Origin of the sequence: Maridesulfovibrio frigidus DSM 17176 (assembly GCF_000711735.1) — a bacterium.
Classification (GTDB): Bacteria; Desulfobacterota; Desulfovibrionia; order Desulfovibrionales; family Desulfovibrionaceae; genus Maridesulfovibrio; species Maridesulfovibrio frigidus.
Genome location: NZ_JONL01000011.1, coordinates 12,027 through 28,549, shown reverse-complemented (window position 1 = coordinate 28,549; position 16,523 = coordinate 12,027). Strand labels below are relative to the sequence as shown.

23 protein-coding genes, 1 tRNA gene, 1 other RNA gene and 1 riboswitch are annotated in these 16,523 nt (G+C 44.8%); of the genes, 17 read left to right on the top strand and 8 right to left on the bottom strand.

All coding sequences use genetic code 11. From position 1 onward, the window contains the following. The first annotated feature begins 169 nt into the window (after positions 1-169). Positions 170-325, top strand: a riboswitch (FMN riboswitch). 111 nt (positions 326-436) lie between these two features. Further along, positions 437-1,090 carry a 3,4-dihydroxy-2-butanone-4-phosphate synthase gene (gene ribB, locus BR06_RS0117685; protein WP_031485439.1) on the top strand — a complete coding sequence of 218 codons (654 nt, stop codon included), beginning with the start codon at positions 437-439 and terminating at the stop codon, positions 1,088-1,090. A gap of 113 nt (positions 1,091-1,203) precedes the next feature. On the opposite strand, the gene BR06_RS0117680 is transcribed toward ribB, so the two are convergent. Next, complete coding sequence (locus BR06_RS0117680) at positions 1,204-1,602, bottom strand: cupin domain-containing protein (RefSeq protein WP_031485438.1); 399 nt, start codon at positions 1,600-1,602, stop codon at positions 1,204-1,206. A gap of 222 nt (positions 1,603-1,824) precedes the next feature. On the opposite strand from BR06_RS0117680, the gene ffs reads away from it, so the two are divergent. From ffs to BR06_RS0117655, 6 genes are all read left to right on the top strand, one after another. Further along, an RNA gene (gene ffs, locus BR06_RS20215) (signal recognition particle sRNA small type) lies at positions 1,825-1,922 on the top strand. Positions 1,923-2,155: 233 nt separating this feature from the next. After that, positions 2,156-3,433 carry an OFA family MFS transporter gene (locus tag BR06_RS0117675; protein ID WP_031485437.1) on the top strand — a complete coding sequence of 426 codons (1,278 nt, stop codon included), beginning with the start codon at positions 2,156-2,158 and terminating at the stop codon, positions 3,431-3,433. Between the two features lie 21 nt (positions 3,434-3,454). Beyond that, a complete protein-coding gene (locus BR06_RS0117670) occupies positions 3,455-3,922 on the top strand; it encodes a rhodanese-like domain-containing protein (protein ID WP_031485436.1) in 468 nt (155 codons plus the stop codon). Positions 3,923-3,924: 2 nt separating this feature from the next. Next, positions 3,925-4,329, top strand: coding sequence for a MauE/DoxX family redox-associated membrane protein (locus tag BR06_RS0117665; protein WP_031485435.1), 405 nt, complete (start codon positions 3,925-3,927; stop codon positions 4,327-4,329). A 125-nt stretch (positions 4,330-4,454) separates the two neighbouring features. Next, positions 4,455-4,531: transfer RNA gene (locus tag BR06_RS0117660), tRNA-Arg, on the top strand. 99 nt (positions 4,532-4,630) lie between these two features. Further along, complete coding sequence (locus BR06_RS0117655; protein ID WP_051677182.1) at positions 4,631-5,968, top strand: replicative DNA helicase; 1,338 nt, start codon at positions 4,631-4,633, stop codon at positions 5,966-5,968. 24 nt (positions 5,969-5,992) lie between these two features. On the opposite strand, the gene BR06_RS19950 is transcribed toward BR06_RS0117655, so the two are convergent. After that, a complete protein-coding gene (locus tag BR06_RS19950) occupies positions 5,993-7,348 on the bottom strand; it encodes a pentapeptide repeat-containing protein (RefSeq protein ID WP_169738261.1) in 1,356 nt (451 codons plus the stop codon). 288 nt (positions 7,349-7,636) lie between these two features. Between BR06_RS19950 and BR06_RS0117645 the strand changes: the two genes are divergently transcribed. From BR06_RS0117645 to BR06_RS0117635, 3 genes are all read left to right on the top strand, one after another. Beyond that, positions 7,637-8,563: a hypothetical protein gene (locus tag BR06_RS0117645; protein ID WP_031485432.1), complete on the top strand. Its 927-nt coding sequence runs from the start codon at positions 7,637-7,639 to the stop codon at positions 8,561-8,563. A gap of 197 nt (positions 8,564-8,760) precedes the next feature. Beyond that, positions 8,761-9,270, top strand: a complete 510-nt coding sequence (locus BR06_RS0117640; protein ID WP_156952735.1) for a hypothetical protein — start codon at positions 8,761-8,763, stop codon at positions 9,268-9,270. Between the two features lie 200 nt (positions 9,271-9,470). Continuing rightward, positions 9,471-10,061: a tyrosine-type recombinase/integrase gene (locus BR06_RS0117635; protein ID WP_031485430.1), complete on the top strand. Its 591-nt coding sequence runs from the start codon at positions 9,471-9,473 to the stop codon at positions 10,059-10,061. Here BR06_RS0117635 and BR06_RS20580 read toward each other — a convergent pair. Then, a complete protein-coding gene (locus tag BR06_RS20580) occupies positions 10,043-10,330 on the bottom strand; it encodes a hypothetical protein (protein ID WP_169738260.1) in 288 nt (95 codons plus the stop codon). The two genes, BR06_RS0117635 and BR06_RS20580, sit on opposite strands and share 19 nt — an antisense overlap. A gap of 129 nt (positions 10,331-10,459) precedes the next feature. Between BR06_RS20580 and terL (BR06_RS0117630) the strand changes: the two genes are divergently transcribed. From terL (BR06_RS0117630) to BR06_RS0117620, 3 genes are read left to right on the top strand one after another with little or no spacing between them, the layout of a single operon-like run. After that, a complete protein-coding gene (gene terL, locus BR06_RS0117630; protein ID WP_169738259.1) occupies positions 10,460-11,545 on the top strand; it encodes a phage terminase large subunit in 1,086 nt (361 codons plus the stop codon). 35 nt (positions 11,546-11,580) lie between these two features. Next, positions 11,581-12,237, top strand: coding sequence for a hypothetical protein (locus BR06_RS0117625; protein ID WP_031485428.1), 657 nt, complete (start codon positions 11,581-11,583; stop codon positions 12,235-12,237). 1 nt (position 12,238) lies between these two features. Continuing rightward, on the top strand, positions 12,239-12,445 hold the full coding sequence (locus BR06_RS0117620; RefSeq protein ID WP_031485427.1) for a hypothetical protein: 207 nt from the start codon (positions 12,239-12,241) through the stop codon (positions 12,443-12,445). 8 nt (positions 12,446-12,453) lie between these two features. Here BR06_RS0117620 and BR06_RS20395 read toward each other — a convergent pair whose 3' ends face one another. From BR06_RS20395 to BR06_RS0117605, 3 genes are read right to left on the bottom strand one after another with little or no spacing between them, the layout of a single operon-like run. Then, on the bottom strand, positions 12,454-12,615 hold the full coding sequence (locus BR06_RS20395; RefSeq protein WP_156952734.1) for a hypothetical protein: 162 nt from the start codon (positions 12,613-12,615) through the stop codon (positions 12,454-12,456). Positions 12,616-12,626: 11 nt separating this feature from the next. Then, positions 12,627-12,938, bottom strand: coding sequence for a helix-turn-helix domain-containing protein (locus BR06_RS0117610; RefSeq protein ID WP_034603142.1), 312 nt, complete (start codon positions 12,936-12,938; stop codon positions 12,627-12,629). Positions 12,939-12,971: 33 nt separating this feature from the next. Next, on the bottom strand, positions 12,972-13,322 hold the full coding sequence (locus BR06_RS0117605) for a type II toxin-antitoxin system RelE/ParE family toxin (RefSeq protein WP_031485425.1): 351 nt from the start codon (positions 13,320-13,322) through the stop codon (positions 12,972-12,974). A gap of 166 nt (positions 13,323-13,488) precedes the next feature. On the opposite strand from BR06_RS0117605, the gene BR06_RS20390 reads away from it, so the two are divergent. The 4 genes from BR06_RS20390 to BR06_RS0117585 all read left to right on the top strand — a co-directional run bounded on the left by BR06_RS20390 (position 13,489) and on the right by BR06_RS0117585 (position 15,520). Then, positions 13,489-13,611, top strand: a complete 123-nt coding sequence (locus BR06_RS20390) for a transposase (protein WP_235727755.1) — start codon at positions 13,489-13,491, stop codon at positions 13,609-13,611. Positions 13,612-13,642: 31 nt separating this feature from the next. Further along, positions 13,643-14,620: a phage terminase large subunit gene (gene terL, locus BR06_RS0117595; protein ID WP_051677179.1), complete on the top strand. Its 978-nt coding sequence runs from the start codon at positions 13,643-13,645 to the stop codon at positions 14,618-14,620. 104 nt (positions 14,621-14,724) lie between these two features. Then, positions 14,725-15,312 (top strand): hypothetical protein, encoded by a 588-nt coding sequence (locus BR06_RS0117590; protein ID WP_156952733.1) that lies wholly within the window; start codon positions 14,725-14,727, stop codon positions 15,310-15,312. A 1-nt stretch (position 15,313) separates the two neighbouring features. After that, the gene (locus BR06_RS0117585; protein ID WP_031485422.1) at positions 15,314-15,520 is read left to right on the top strand and encodes a hypothetical protein; all 207 of its coding nucleotides are present in this window, start codon (positions 15,314-15,316) and stop codon (positions 15,518-15,520) included. A 45-nt stretch (positions 15,521-15,565) separates the two neighbouring features. Here BR06_RS0117585 and BR06_RS0117580 read toward each other — a convergent pair whose 3' ends face one another. Together BR06_RS0117580 and BR06_RS0117575 are read right to left on the bottom strand one after the other, a co-directional pair. Next, positions 15,566-15,895 (bottom strand): helix-turn-helix domain-containing protein, encoded by a 330-nt coding sequence (locus BR06_RS0117580; RefSeq protein ID WP_051677178.1) that lies wholly within the window; start codon positions 15,893-15,895, stop codon positions 15,566-15,568. A gap of 84 nt (positions 15,896-15,979) precedes the next feature. Next, positions 15,980-16,318 carry a type II toxin-antitoxin system RelE/ParE family toxin gene (locus BR06_RS0117575; RefSeq protein WP_211252489.1) on the bottom strand — a complete coding sequence of 113 codons (339 nt, stop codon included), beginning with the start codon at positions 16,316-16,318 and terminating at the stop codon, positions 15,980-15,982. Positions 16,319-16,523 lie beyond the last annotated feature (205 nt).

Sequence of the window (16,523 nt, the reverse complement as noted above, 5' to 3'; positions counted from 1 at the left end):
TTCTCTCCCCAGAGTTTAGAAAGTCAGCAAAGGGCACTTTAAGAGTTATTTTTATACTTAAGTTTCAATTGTATGTACACCGTTTTATAAAAAACATTGACCAATAGAATATACTTCTTTGGTGTGCATTAGATTGACTGGGTGATAACTTTTGTTGTAGAAATGCTCAGTTTATTCTCAGGGCGGGGTGAAATTCCCCACCGGCGGTGATTCTTTGTTTTTAATAAAGAAAGCCCGCGAGCGCCTTTTTCAACGTGAGAAAGGGTCAGCAGATCTGGTGTGATTCCAGAGCCGACGGTTAAAGTCCGGATGGAAGAGGATACGACAGTTAATACCCGCTATTCGCATTTTTGCGTTTGGCGTGGCTATCTTTTATCTATAGACAGCTGTCAGTTTCTTGCGCCCTGATTCTGGTACCTAATTACGGAGAATTACCATGAATCAGAATTCGTTATCTACGTTTGGCAATCCCATTGAAAGAGTTGAAAAAGGACTACTGGCCTTGAAAGAGGGCAGGGGAGTTCTTGTCACGGACAATGAGCATCGTGAAAATGAGGGTGATCTTATTTTCTCGGCAGAGCATTTGACGGATAGCCAGATGGCTATGCTCATTAGAGAATGTAGCGGCATTGTCTGTTTGTGTATGACTGAAGAAAAAATTAGTCAGCTAGACCTTCCAATGATGGTTGCTGAAAATTCAAGCCGTTACCAAACGGGATTCACCATTACTATTGAGGCTGCGGAAGGCGTCACTACCGGAGTTTCTGCTGCGGATAGAGTCACCACCGTAAAAGCCGCTATCGCAGACGGTGCAAAGCCGTGTGATCTTCACAAGCCTGGGCATGTGTTTCCTTTGCGTGCAAAAGCTGGCGGAGTTCTTGAAAGGGAAGGGCATACCGAAGCCACAGTAGACCTTATGACTCTAGCTGGGCTTAAGCCCTGTGGAGTACTATGTGAGGTCACTAATCCCGATGGAACTATGTCGAGACTCTCTGAGATTATCGACTTCGGAAACAAGCATGATATGCCTGTTCTGACAGTGGATGATATTATTCAGTATAGGCTTCAGTCTGCTAAAATAGATTCTTAGTTTCAATGACACTTCTGGATTAGACCTAATCTATTGATTCACTCTCGGCACCTGAATCAATCACCGACACAAAAAAATAGAGCCTGCTGGACATCCGGCAGGCTCTAAATTATTTATTCATATACATTACATATGCAGCACAAAAATGTAGCAGATTCTGTTTCGCTTACGTTGCGCATACCATGTGGTTCCATGCTTTCTGCGTAAACAAAATCTCCAGGCCCGCAAATTTTACTTTCCTCAATCTCATCGGTTTCAGGATCATAGCTGAAACATTCGAATGAACCTTTTTCAATATACACAGTTTGTAAGTAGAAGTGGTTGTGAGCTGGAATTTCTCCGCCTGGTTCCACTGTGAAATGTCGTAGTCCGTATTCCGGTTGACCATTAGCGTCTTTACCAGACTTCGACAGCCAACGGATTGTTACTCCCTTCACTTCATAAACTTCGCCCTTGTATGGGATTTTCTCAACAATAATTCCTTCAACATCAGTTACGTGCATGGCTTTCATTATAAGTCTCCGTAATGTAATTTTTATGTGAATTAATTGAAAATGATGCTCTAGATTAAATCGCAAATGATTAAGAATCAAGAATGGATATTCGATTTTTATTTACAGATAGGTCCACTTTTTTAGGAAAAACTAAAAAATATGCACTTTTTGCTGATATCGCTTGACAATTTAAGCTCAAGTTAATAGGAATTCCTCTCGTCCTTGAGACGAATTCTCTTTACAGAGAGGCCAGATGGCGGGTGCGCTGTGAACCCCGTCAGGTCCGAAAGGAAGCAGCGGTAACGGTTTATCCCGGGTGTCTGGTCTCGCTGGAAGAAAGGCGTATTCTTAATTGAATACGCCTTTTTTTATTTTTAAAGATAATCTCATTTTTGCTATCCGCACAATCTTCATAATCCCCGCTTTACCTAATTTATATTATTGACGTGAAATCATTTTGTTCCATCGCTAAAAAAAAGGTTGCACTCTTTAATCAATGTAAGTGACACTCTCATTTCGTTTTTTTATCAACACTGAAAATATTTCGATAGTACAGACTACGAGGGCAGAGATGAGTTCTCCCATCACCAAAGAATCACGCTGGAAAATAGTTGTTGGAGCTGTATTTGTTCAACTCGCGCTTGGCGGCGTGTATGCGTGGTCTGTGTTTACTCCTATCCTTCATATGAGCGGTTGGTCCAAAACGCAGACACAACTAGTCTTTACCGCTGCTATCATATGCATCTCTATAGCTATGCTATTTGGTGGAACATTGATTAGGAGACTGGGGCCGCGTCCTCTTGTCTTTCTTAGCGGGATAACACTCAGTTCTAGCTATCTTATTGCCGGACTCAGCGGTACAACGTCATTTTTGCCAATACTTTTACTTCTGGGCGTAATGGCAGGAACCGGTATCGGACTTGGCTATATGGTTCCGCTTGTGGTCGCAATGCGCTGGTTCCCTGATCGAAAGGGGCTTATTACAGGTGTGGTTGTAGCAGGTTTCGGATTCGGCGTTATGGGATGGGTAAAGCTCGCCGATTCATGGGGACATTTGCTTGAGAACATAGGACTTTCGAATACTTTTGCAGTCTATGGGTTAATAATTATTGCATTAATTTCCTTTGGCGGCAGGTATATGATATTGCCTGAAACAGAGCCAGACGTTATAGAACCTAGCGAAGGGGTTACCTTTACACGCAGGCAGATGCTTAGAACTCGCGAATTTTATTTGATTATTACAGCTTATTCGTGCTGCGCGGCTTCCGGGTTAATGGCTATTGGGCTGATGAAACTTTACCCTATGGAGCTGTTGATGGATTCCGGCATGGCGCGGTCTTCTGCAAGCATCATAACCGGCACTGCCATGGGCGTTTTTTTTAGCTTAGCTAACGGACTTGGCAGAGTCACATGGGGAGCTTTCAGCGACAAGCTGGGCCGGAAAAGATCTGTAATGCTGATGGCTGCCACACAGGGCGGGTGGTTTTTACTTTTTCCTTCACTTGCCGGAAGTGAAACCACTCTCTATCTTGGCGCTGCGCTGATAGGGTTTAACTATGGTGGAAACTTTGCTCTTTTCCCTACGCTCACAGCGGATCTATTTGGAGCAAAATCAGTTGGAGATAACTATCCTGTCGTGAATCTAGCCTTTGGCATCGGAGGGCTGGTAGGGCCTACAATGGGCGGAATTTTGGGTGATCTTGGAGATTTTTCCATGGCGTTTACGGTTTGCGGCATATTGTGTCTCAGCGCTTCCTTTATTACCATATTCCTAAAGACTTCAGTGAAAAGTCTTACTACCGAAATTGTTTATCAGGCTGAACCCGCAAGAGGTTCTACTCGTAGCTAAATTTTATCTCAGGTATACTTAATGAAAATCGGAAAAAAAATATCTTTCATATTAAAAGCCTTGCTGATTTGCGCAATTGCTGCTGGTCTTTCGTTGTCTTTTAATTACTTACGGCCTGTCGCATCAGAGCAGAATGGCTTAGCAGCACAGCAGGTTGAAATTATTCAAATCGATGGGGCCGGTTTTATCGAAGCTTTTGAGTCTGGCGAAGCTGTAATCATCGATGCGCGCAGTGGCAGTGATTTTGCAATGGGGCATGTGCCGGGAGCTATTAACGTTCCTTCATGGGCCGTTCATGCGGAACTGGACGGGCTGATAGCATCCATTCCAAAGGATAAAATGATAATTGTATATTGTGATGGTCTATCGTGTGGGAAAAGTAAAATAGTCGGCCGCAAACTTGTTGAGAAGGGATTCTCTAAGCTTGCTGTATACCCTGATGGGCTTGATGGCTGGCTTAGCCTTGGCAAAGATTTGGAGGCGAATTAAGTATGTCTATGAAATCTTTACCACGCGTAATACTAGGGCTAATATTCATAATAGCATGCACTGGCAAAATTTTAGATCCTCTAGCGTTTGCCGAAATCGTAAGGAATTACCAAGTATTGCCAGAAGTAATGATTCTGCCAATAGCGTACTTCCTGCCGTGGCTTGAGTTTACGTGCGGGGCGATGCTAGTCTGCGGAGTGCTAACCGAAACGGCCACAATCATTATATCAAGCATGCTAGTACTGTTCATAGCGGTATTGTCAGCAAACCTTTACAGGGGCTTAGATGTAGCGTGCGGGTGTTTCTCCACTGACGGGAGCCTGAAGTCGGGCATGGTGACAACAATTGTGCGGGATGTGGTTCTGCTGGTTTTAGCCGCGATGTCATATAAGTTTAAAAAGAACTGAATTTGATAGCAGGCTTAAGGCTATAATTCAAAGATGATCTTAAAAGATTGCTAGGTTTAGATCGGTCAAATAAAGCCTTTTTTCTTGACAGTTAGCGGCACGGATGTAATCAATTCTTTCGCTGAGGGCAATTAGCTCAGTTGGATAGAGTGCCAGCCTCCGGAGCTGGAAGCCACAAGTTCGAATCTTGTATTGCCCACCAGATAATTCAAGGGTTTACGTTGCAAAAGCATCGTAAACCCTTTTATTTTTGCTACCCAAATGCTACCCAAAATACAGAAATGTGTTTTGAGGTACGCTCATGAACACGTCTGCACCTCCCAATAATCCTGAGCTTGAAAGAGCTGTTATCAGTGCTGTTTTACGAACCAGTGGTAAAAATATTGATTCTCTGCTTCCTATTATAAAATCAGAGGACTATTTCTACAGTCCCGTCCATCAAAATATTTGGAATACCTTTTTGGCCATGCATCGGGAGTATGTTCCGATTGATCTTGTCACGCTCAATAATCGGCTAATGAACAATGGTCGTTCTGAGGCGTGTGGGGGGGCACATTTTCTTGCTGAGTTATCCAATGATATTGAACCTGTGCATCACGCTACAAGGTGGGCTAAGGAGCTAGAGAGTCATGCTCAGCGCAGAACCATGGCGCAGCTCGGCCAGAATCTTATTGAACATGCCTATTCCGGAGATGCTGATCCGTCTGAGTTCGCAGCGTCCGCGCAGAAAACCATCGATTCCGTTCTTGAGGGACGCATGGACGTGGCCGCGCAGAAGCCTTCTGAGATTATGAAAGGTTACGTTAAGTATCTTGAAGATCTTCAGAATCGTGGTGGGGACGGCATTAAAACTCATCTCTATAAGCTCAACGGTATCACTGGCGGAATGATTCCCGGTGAAATCATTATCCTTGCTGGGCGTCCATCCAACGGAAAGACCGCACTTGCCTTAAATTTTGCACTTCACGCTATTCATCAAAAAGTTCCTGTCGGTATTTTTTCACTTGAAATGATGAGATATCTGCTCGTCAATCGTCTGCTTTCCTCGACTCATGGAGTCGAAGGGATGCGGTTTCGTGACGGCAAATTTTCAGATGCTGATTGGGCACATATCTATGAGTTCGCTCAGTGGTTTGATGGGAAGGATCCGTGGCTTCGTATTTGGGACAAGCCTTCACTTTCTGCTTCTGAGCTGCGCGCTCAGTGCCGGCGTTGGAAAAAGGAATTCGGATTAAGGTACGCAATTATTGATTACATCCAATTGCTTCGTCCTGATTCACGCGGCGGATCACGGGAGAGGGAAGTTGCTGAAATCTCGCGTATGCTCAAAGAGACGGCGACTGAATGTGGGATCTCGATACTAGTTCTGGCGCAGCTCAACCGGGAGGTTGAAAATCGCAAGAGCAAGATTCCTTTGCTTTCAGATCTGCGTGAGTCCGGAGCGATAGAGCAGGATGCGGATCAGGTTATTTTTATCCGGCCATGGGATCCGAAGACAGTAGATGACATTGTTGAGGTGACGCTTGATGTGGCTAAGAGCAGGAACTCTACAACAGGTAGCTTGGTAACAGCGTATCGGCGCAAGCGGCTCCAGTTTCTTAATGAGAATGAAAAGGATTGGAGTTGGTTGGATTTTTGATGGTGTAAGGAGGTCACTTGATGTTTATTCGTCTTCGACTTCAGGGAGAGTTATTTCTGGATCTGTTTTGTAACTTTTGGCCAGTTCAAGGTATGCGCGTGAAAGCGAGGCTGTAGCGTTAACGAATAGAGGTGGGTTGGCTGCAACGGTGGAGTTTTTGAGGTCTGTTTTGGCAACAATGTCATGGATTTCTTTGTTTTCATAAAGTTTTTCAATGCATGCTTGTTGCTGACGTTCATTTTCTTGATGGATAGCAATGTAGTTGTTCGGAATAACGAGTAGACCATTTTCTCTTGCTGTTTCAAGGTGGTGAGTTTGTTCATTTACTAAGTTTGTTTCTGCGATTGTTTTGGCTGTATAAGCAATTGAAGCTGAAAGTGTTCCTAGCATTACTAAAGTGCTTAGGACTATTTTAAGATGCTTAGGGTAGTCACTCCAGTCTAGTTTGGAAATATCAATAGATAGAGAACCGCTATGGATTTGGACTATTGAAATTTCATATTCGAGAGGAGGGAAGTAAGTATTTTTTTCAAGCACATATTGAATTCGATCTAAGTCTGTATCGTCTGTGTTCATTAGATATAACAAGTTTGAGTAACTAAGGTGTAGTGCTCCCAAAAATAGAGAAAGGTCTCTAGGAGTCCATGATGTGTGATCTGTGAAGTTGATTTTAAGTGCTTTGCAAATAAGTTTTCCTGTCTCCGATATTTTAACATCTTCTTTGATGGTACTTTTAGCTTGTTGTTTGTAAAAGTTATGTTCGTCGTCAAATATGCAGTTTGCAAGTTGGTTTTCAGTTAAAGGAAGCAAAAGCTCGTTTAGTTGGGATCTGGATGAAAAATGTGTTTTAAATAATTGTGCTTTTCGAAGTTTTGCACCTTTAAGTTTTGCACCTTTAAGTTTTGCGTTTTTAAGATCTGCGCTTTGAAGCTTTACGTTTCGGAAGTCTGCGTTTTGAAGGTTTGCGCCTTGAAGGTCTGCGCCTTGAAGGTCTGCGCCTCGAATATGTACGCCTTGTAGGTTTGCGTATCGAAGGTCTGGTTTGTTAAAAAATGAGTTGCGAAGGTCTGCGTCTTGAAGGTTTATGTATTGAAGGTTTGCGCCTAGAAGTATTATGCCTAGAAGGTTTGCGCCCCGAAGGTCCGCGTATTGAAGGTTTGCGTCTTGAAGGTTTGCGCCTAGAAGGTTTGCGTTTTGAAGGTTTGCGCCTAGAAGGTTTGCGTTTTGAAGGTTTGCGCCTAGAAGGTTTGCGTTTTGAAGGTTTGCTTTCTGAAGGTCTACGCCTCGAAAGTTAAAGACGTCATATCTATTATCCCTACGAAATTTATTCCAACCTTCAACATCAGTCCGAAGGAGTTCAATCATTTCATCTTTGTTCATAGCAAACCTCGTATTTGAATAAGAATAACTGCAACGTTGTTCCACTTGAGGCATCAAATTGTCAAGAAGTAAGCGCGTAATGCGAATGCAATGCTCAAGCATTACTAGCGCACTACGTGAGCATGTCTGAAGTTTATAAAAAAACGGCGCGCCGTCGAAATTTTTTTTGCCTTTTTCTGGTTTAGTGAATCTTTTTAAGTGGTTATTTGTAAACGAATGCTCATGCAATGCTTGAGCATTCCTAGTGCATTAAATCCGCAATGCCGAAAAATATTTAAGGAGTCCGTTGTGGCTAGTCGAATCAAAAACGTTTCAGATATCCGATTAGACGTTGAGTTTTTTGAAGATTTCCGCATTCAAAAGGTTCTGAGGCAGTTCGGAGTTGAAGGTGTGATGGGGATCATCATGCTTTGGTGCTACTGTGCTAAGCACTTTCCTAGTGATTCTGGGCACTTCCCTGACTGTTTTGATGAGGAAGATCTTCTTTTTGCATGTAAGATTAAATTGGACAGAACTGACTATGTAGAAATGCTTTTAAAGCTTGAAATAATTGGAAAAGATGATGGTCATTTCTTTGTTTGTGGCTGGGATGAAATGCAACCCTGGGCCGCCGAAGCTAGAGAAAGGTCGGAGAAGGCTAAGAAGGCAGCTGCTGCACGTTGGGGTAAAGAAAAACCTCAATCAAAACAGGCTGATAAAGATAAAAATGTTAAGGAAAATAATGGTGATGCTAATGCATTGCTTGAGCATGAAGGCGGCAATGCTTCCGCAATGCAAAATGGCGATTCGGGCAATGCCCCTTCTCCTTCTCCTAATCCTACTCTCTACGTAAAACCCCCCTTAAGTCCCCCACAAGGGGACGAGTTGGTGGAGGTTTTTTGCGAAGTTCTCCCAGAGCTGCCACGACCGATGAAACTGACTGAAGAGCTGATGAGAAAAGTTAAGAGGTGTGACTGTGATGTTGGACCTGATGGAAACGGGATTGATTGGTGGCGATGGTACTTTGAACAGATTCGAGATTACCCATACTTGCTGGGTGAAGTGAAGCCGGACTGGAAGGCAAGTCTTCCCTGGCTAATTGCTGGTGGCAATATGGCAAAAGTATTTGGCGGAGGATTCCAATGCCGAGAGGAAATGGAAGTGAACGAGTTAACTTCCGGAAGTGGAATGAGTGAAGAAGAGTTTCAAGCTAAATGTGCCGCTGGTGGTGGTTAAGCGTAGGTTAATATTAACCGAGCAAAAGTGAAGTGTTGAGGTTATAAAGTTAAGCAGTAGTAAAGTTGTAACGTTTGTGAGTTGATAAAATGCATAATGAAACCTCTGTAGTGTTGGAAGAGTTGCAGAAACACCCGTCTTACAACAGTGGAAAGATTGACCATGATGTGTTAATTAAATTGCTAGTTGAGCATGGAATGAAGCAAGTACATGTTGCAGGATTCTTTGGAGTGTCACAAGCTGCTGTTTCGAAGGCAAGAAAGCGTTTAGATGTTGCTGTTTCAAAGGATATTGCATTGTTTTCAGCGGGAAAGATGCTTGATGCCAAGCTTACTCTCTCTGACCAGCTCGAAGCTCTGGGCGAACAATGTCGCGGTTTGCTGAAAATGATTCATCTTGTCCTTCATGGCGATCCTGGAACTCAGGAATATCGTGACAGCAATACAAAATTGCGACGGCTGGCGGGTCAAAATCGCGATATCGGCGGCTTTTTGATCAAATTGCAGGCTGAGCTTCGTAAGCAGCTTGAGTTTGTCTTCAAAATGCAGAGTGAAATGTACTCGCTGAAAAAGGTTGAAGAGTTCCAATCCATCGTTCTGGAGGAAATTCGACTCGCTGATCCTGATGTTCAACAGCGGATCGTTTCTCGTTTGACTGAAATCAATGCGGTTCACTCGAGTTTGGATTTCGGAATCGGCAGCGGCTAAAAGTCTAACTTTTATTTTTAACAAAACAGAATAAGTCTAACTTTAACCTAAAGATTAGACTCGTTAAAATGGTCTTTAAGTTAATGTTTTTAGGTGTTTATTGCGTTTTTGATGAAAAGTTAGTTAGAAAAACTTTTGCTAAAGTTTAAATTATGTGTAAATAATAATGAAACTTAGACTTTAACAAAAGGAGACTGAAAATGACGTTGAATCCGAACCATCCGCAAAAGGGAAGCTCAATCAAGGTCGATCCGATAACTTCGCGCAAGGACATTGCCAGCTTGAAAAAGTTGCTCGAAGAGAATCCGAGAGATCTGGCTTTGTTTGTTCTCGGGATTAATACCAACCTTCGGGCTGTGGATCTGGTTGAACTTCGTGTTGATCAATTTGTCGGGGCCAAAGTCGGTGATGAGATTGTGCTGAGGGAAAACAAAACTGGCAAGAATCGCAGGATCACATTGAGTCCGACTGTGCTTGAAGCTGTTCGTCCTTGGGCAAATCAGTGTCGATCTCTCGAAGAGGAATACCTTTTTAGCAGCAGAAACGGGGCTCCAATGGCTCCGAACTACGTAAACAAGCTAGTGAAGAAGTGGTGTTCTAAAATCAATCTCAAGGGCAATTACGGCTCTCATTCGTTGCGCAAGACATTTGGTTATCAGCAGCGGGTTGTTTACAAGGTCGGAATTGCTCAGCTGATGGAAATTTTCAATCATTCCAGTCCAAAACAAACCCTTGATTATCTCTGCGTTCAGCCCGATGAAATCAGGGATATTTACATGAATCCGATATGACAAAGACAAACAAACTGACGAAAGTGAATGGCCTTATGTCCGGCCTGCTCATGGATTTGAAAGATTCCGTGCCGCAGACTGGTTCCGAATTTATGGGAACCGGTAAGCCTGATATGAGCCTGCGTGAATTCATCAAGCAGTCGTGGCATGTGATCGAACCGGGGCGTACATACGTTGACGGTTGGCATATCGGGGCGATCGTTGAGCATCTGGAGGCCGTCAGTACTGGTCAGATCAAACGGCTGCTCATCAACATGCCGCCTCGTCATATGAAATCTCTTTCGGTTTCCGTGTGCTGGCCTGCATGGGAATGGACTTTCAATCCGTGGATACAATTTTTCTTCAGCTCCTATTCTGCAACGCTTTCCGTGCGTGACAATATGAAAACTCGCGAGATCGTGACTTCGCCCTGGTACAAGGAAGCGTGGCCGCATGTTGAGCTGAAGCGCGACCAGAACGCCAAGGATAAGTTTGAGAATCGTGCAGGCGGCTTTCGTTTTTCAACCTCAGTAGGCGGTAGGGCTACAGGTGAAGGTGGGGACCGCATAGTCGCTGATGACCCGCATAACATGAGTGAAGTTAAGTCTGATGCTAAGCGCAAGGAAGTCTTGGATTGGTGGGATAACACCATGCAGACTCGTTTGAATGATCCTAAGACCGGGGCGTTTGTGGTTGTCATGCAGCGTGGTCATCAGCAGGATCTGTCCGGCCATATTCTCGAAAAGAGCGGGGCCGATTATGTGCATCTCTGTTTGCCGGCTAGATACGAAGGTAACAAATTTCATACGGTGCTGGGATTCGATGATCCGCGTACCGAAGAGGGCGAACTGCTCTGGCCGGAACGTTTTGACGAAGTAACCCTTTCAGCTATCGAAGAATCATTTTCATCAAAGAGCGAAGCTGCAGGGCAGCTCCAGCAGCGACCTTCACCAGCAGGCGGTGCAATCTTCAAGCTGAATTGGTTCAAGAGTTACACGAAGCTTCCTAAATTTTACCGCATTGTGGAACACTGGGATACGGCTCAGAAGGCGAATACCACCAGCGCGTATTCGTGTGGCCAGATCTGGGCGGAAGCGCACAACGGCTATTATCTGCTCGATGTGATCCGCAAGCGCATGGAATATCCTGAATTGAAAAGGTCCATCCAAACACGGTATGCACTCAATCGTCCGGACGTGGTGGTGATTGAAGATAAATCAAGCGGCATAAGCGTTATTCAGGATTTGCAGGAATCCACCACCGTACCTGTTGTGGCATGGTCCGTGACTGGCGGGGATAAGGAAAACAGGGCCAAGGCGGTAGCTGACACAATTGAAAGCGGTAATGTCTGGTTGCCGGAATCCGCTGAATGGCTCGATGTGTTTCTGGACGAGATTGAGCATTTCCCTGGATCGAAATTCAAGGATCAGGTGGATGTGATGACGCAGGCGATAGAATATTTCAAGCGGCGCGGTGGACTCACAGAAGGCCGCGACATGAGTTAGGCCAGCCTAGATGAAGACGAATTTGAGGGTACAAAATGAGAACGATTGAAAAACTTAAAGCAGTAAAGTCACGCATGAGTGGTGCGGTAAGCCTGAAAGATCCGGTGACCGGTAATATCTACCGTAGGGTTTCAGGAGCTGTAGCATGGCCACACGACATAAAGCCGGGAGTTGTGACGGTATTGGCTGAGCATAGAGATGTTGTACCAGGTACTGATCAGCATCGAGTGGATCTGGTGGCGGAGTTCCGGCACGAGGATCACGATACGCTTTGCCGGGAAATGGCGGCGGTGCAGGAGTCTTTGCTGGTCGATATCTGGCGCACACCGCTTGCTCATGCTGGAACGCGCTTAGTGCAGCTTTTTAACGATCAACGGCAGCGTTTACGGTTGCCGTGTATTGATCTGGCTTCGCCGCCAGCTATGAAGGGCAGCAGGTCTTTCAGGGATTATGACAGGCTGGTGGATCGCAGAACTAGGAATATCAAGACTCTTTTTTTCGGGGAATCGCAGGCCGTGCTCGAATACAATACGCTGAATCGGGATGATCTGGGGCGCAAGCTGGAAGAATTTCCGGTAGTGGCGGCAATGCTCTATGCGCTGGCAGGGCTGGATCTGGAAGATGGAGATATGAGCGCATGGCAAAATAACGGGCGGCTGTCAGGCAATACCCATTCCGTAGGAGGGTACTGATATGGTTGTCAGGCCGGTTGAAATCGTTACGGGGCTCGAGAATATCGGCAAACTTTTCGGAGTGGGGCGCAATACTGTTCGGGCGTGGGCGCAGGAGGAAGGTTCGCCTATCCGCCAAGTTGAGGGGAAGTACATGGCGGAGAAGGCTGAGCTTTGGGAGTGGGTTAAGGAGAATACTGGGGTTGATCAAGCTGAAATTGTAAATTAAAAAAGAACTTATGCATCAGTACTGAATTCTTCTACTTCCCTGACTTCATATTTTGCTAGACGCAGAAATTTCTTAAGCATGTCAGCTAATTCGTCCGCATCTTTTTCTGGAACTGTTAAGCAGAGGTCTGCGTAGTCATCGTCAATTGGCTTTACTTTAAGTTCTATCATAGCGTGGCCTTTTATCTACAGGTGCAGATTTGTACGTTGCCTGAAGTAACTGATGGCTCGATAGTAATCTTAACGATATACCCGAGTCTGACCAACCATGTAAAAAGTCTGTCTGTTGTTGCGAGGGTTATGTTTCCTCTTAATATTTTCGATAAGGTCGGCTGATCCGTGCCGCAAATCTCTGCCGCCTTTGTCTGGGTGATTCCACGAACCTTGATGGCCTTTTGAATTTCCATGATGATGTTAGCTTTGTAAGTTAACTCTTCCGGTTGTTCTAGGCCAAGGTCTGCAAATACGTTTCCTGATCCAGCTTCTATTGTCATAGTGGATACCTCTAATTTTGCTATCTATCTTGTTTAATCTTTATCTGCTTTTAAAGCTTCTTTGTATCTGGCTTGAATTTTATCAATGTCAGCTTTCGGGGTAGCTTTGCCGCTTTTGGATTTCTTTTGAAATGAATGCAATACATATACCCCTTTATCGAGCTTAGCCACGTACATGGTTCTGAATGTATCCGTGTCATGGTCTATGCTGATTTCAATAACGCCGGAGCCGCCTTGTTTAAAAGCTTTAGCATTTTCTGGTGTTCTTCCGTCCTGAACTACATGCAGAGCGTATCCTACACATTGCCTTACTTCTTCAGGTTGTCCGAGGAGATCTTTAAGGCTGGTTCCGACCCAGAACAGCTGACGTTGATTTGCACTCATGAATTTAATTTATGGCAAATTTGACATACCGGCAAGAGGTTTTTGTGTTTAGAAGCATGCGTTTTGGAAGTGGGGTAAGGAGAATACTGGGGTTGGGGATGAAGTGCTCTATAGATGACGGACACGGCTCGAGAGGTTAAAGTCAGCTCATGCAGGAGAAATACTCATGAGTAATCGAAAGTATTCAGAAGAATTTAGGAAGTCTGCCGTTAAACTAGTCACTGATCTAGGATATTCTTTTAATGAGGCGGCGGATCAGCTTGGCTGTAGTGAAGTGCTCTATAGATGACGGACACGGCTCGAGAGGTTAAAGTCAGCTCATGCAGGAGAAATACTCATTTATAACGATAGGGGACCGCATAGTCGCTGATGACCCGCACAACATGAGTGAAGTTAAGTCTGACGCTAAGCGCAAGGAAGTCTTAGACTGGTGGGATAACACCATGCAGACTCGTTTGAATGATCCCAAGACCGGGGCGTTTGTGGTTGTCATGCAGCGCGGCCATCAGCAGGATCTGTCCGGTCATATTCTCGAAAAGAGCGGGGCCGATTACGTGCATCTCTGTTTGCCGGCTAGATACGAAGGTAACAAATTTCATACGGTGCTTGGTTTCGATGATCCACGCACCGAAGAGGGCGAACTGCTTTGGCCGGAACGTTTTGACGAAGTAACCCTTTCAGCTATCGAAGAATCATTTTCATCAAAGAGCGAAGCCGCAGGGCAGCTCCAGCAGCGACCTTCACCAGCAGGCGGTGCAATCTTCAAGCTGAACTGGTTCAAGAGTTACACGAAGCTCCCTAAATTTTACCGCATTGTGGAACACTGGGATACGGCTCAGAAAGCTAATACCACCAGCGCGTATTCATGTGGCCAGATCTGGGCGGAAGCGCACAACGGCTATTATCTGCTCGATGTGATCCGCAAGCGCATGGAATATCCTGAATTGAAAAGGTCCATCCAAACACGGTATGCACTTAATCGTCCGGACGTGGTGGTGATTGAAGATAAATCAAGCGGCATAAGCGTTATTCAGGATTTACAGGAGTCCACCACCGTACCTGTTGTTGCATGGTCCGTGACTGGCGGGGATAAGGAAAACAGGGCCAAGGCGGTAGCTGACACAATCGAAAGCGGTAATGTCTGGTTGCCGGAATCAGCTGAATGGCTCGATGTGTTTCTGGATGAGATTGAGCATTTCCCTGGATCTAAATTCAAGGATCAGGTGGATGTGATGACGCAGGCGATAGAATATTTCAAGCGGCGCGGTGGTCTCACAGAAGGCCGCGACATGAGTTAGGCCAGCCTAGATGAAGACGAATTTGAGGGTACAAAATGAGAACGATTGAGAAACTTAAAGCAGTAAAGTCACGCATGAGTGGTGCGGTAAGCCTGAAAGATCCGGTGACCGGTAATATCTACCGTAGGGTTTCAGGAGCAGTAGCATGGCCACACGACATAAAGCCGGGAGTGGTGACGGTACTGGCTGAGCATAAAGATGTTGTACCCGGTACTGATCAGCATCGAGTGGATCTGGTGGCGGAGTTTCGGCACGAGGATCACGATACGCTTTGCCGTGAAATGGCGGCGGTGCAGGAGTCTTTGTTGGTTGATATTTGGCGCACTCCGCTTGCTCATGCTGGTACGCGCTTAGTGCAGCTTTTTAATGATCAGCGGCAGCGTTTGCGGTTGCCGTGCATTGATCTGGCTTCGCCTCCGGCCATGAAGGGCAGCAGGTCTTTTAGGGATTATGACAGGCTGGTGGATCGCAGAACTAGGAATATTAAGACGTTATTTTTCGGTGAATCGCAGGCCGTGCTCGAATACAATACGCTGAATCGGGATGATCTAGGGCGCAAGTTGGAAGAGTTTCCGGTAGTGGCGGCAATGCTCTATGCGCTGGCAGGGCTGGATCTGGAAGACGGAGATATGAGCGCATGGCAGAATAACGGGCGGCTATCGGGTAATACCCATTCAGTAGGAGGGTACTGATATGGTTGTCAGGCCGGTTGAAATTGTTACGGGGCTGGAGAATATCGGCAAGCTTTTCGGGGTAGGGCGCAATACTGTTCGGGCATGGGCGCAGGAGGAAGGTTCGCCTATCCGCCAAGTTGAAGGGAAGTATATGGCGGAGAAGGCTGAGTTGTGGGAGTGGGTTAAGGAGAATACTGGGGTTGGGTATAACCATGTTGCAAATTAAAAAGCGGACCTGCTTTTTAAGGCAAATCCGCTTATTTATAGCGTGTTAAACGGCTGCGCATTGGCAGCATGCGTCATGCACGGTTTCACCTTCATCTACAAGGCACATTACAAGTCTTTTGTTTACTGCCCGTGCAGCTTTTTCCAAAGTCTGAATTGTGACTGAGGAATTTTCTGGGTCCAGCAATCTATCTAATGCTGAACGGCTGGTGTCCATCTTCTTGGCCATAGCGGTCTTTGAAAGTTTAGCACTTTCCATTGCTTGAGTTACTTGCCACGCGATAACTCTCTTTAATGCGTTTCGCGTTACCTCTTCTTGAATTCCTTCTTCCATGAGAAAATCGTCAAACGAAGATCCTAAATGTTCGTTTTTCATCTCACACACCCCTTGTCTACCTACATCTTTACCTTGGTCTCTCACAACACCACATACTAACATTTTGTTAAAATATTTATGAAATTATTTTTTATTATAATTATTCATTCTTTTTCTTGCTAAATCGATATCTTGCTTGGGAGTCGTATTTGTTTTTTTCATGATTCCATGAAGTAAAATCATAAAATCATCAGTGACACAAAAGAAAACTCTTGCCCATTTATCAGCAACATTGGTTCTTATTTCATTAAGTCCTTTGCCAAGTTTCCGACAGGTTGGCATTCCTATAGGCCAACCAAATTCAGCTGTTTGAATGTCTTCCCCTATCTTTTTCTTCTCTTCAATTGTCAGGGATTTAAGCCATTCTCTTACAGGTTCTTTTCCTTTTTCAGTTTTGTAAAAAGCAGCGGATATTTTTTTCATTAACGTGTACATCCTGTAATTTTGATTAGCAGTCACTTCCTTGTGATTGCTTTTTAAGGTTGATCCTTAATTATAAATGTACCACTTTTGGTACGATTGTCAATGGTGGAAAGTTTATAAATTGAAAATAACAACCTGTTTCCTGAGAAGCATGATATTTACGAATGCGAATCAATAATTGCTTGTTGTTATTAGTGAAGTAATG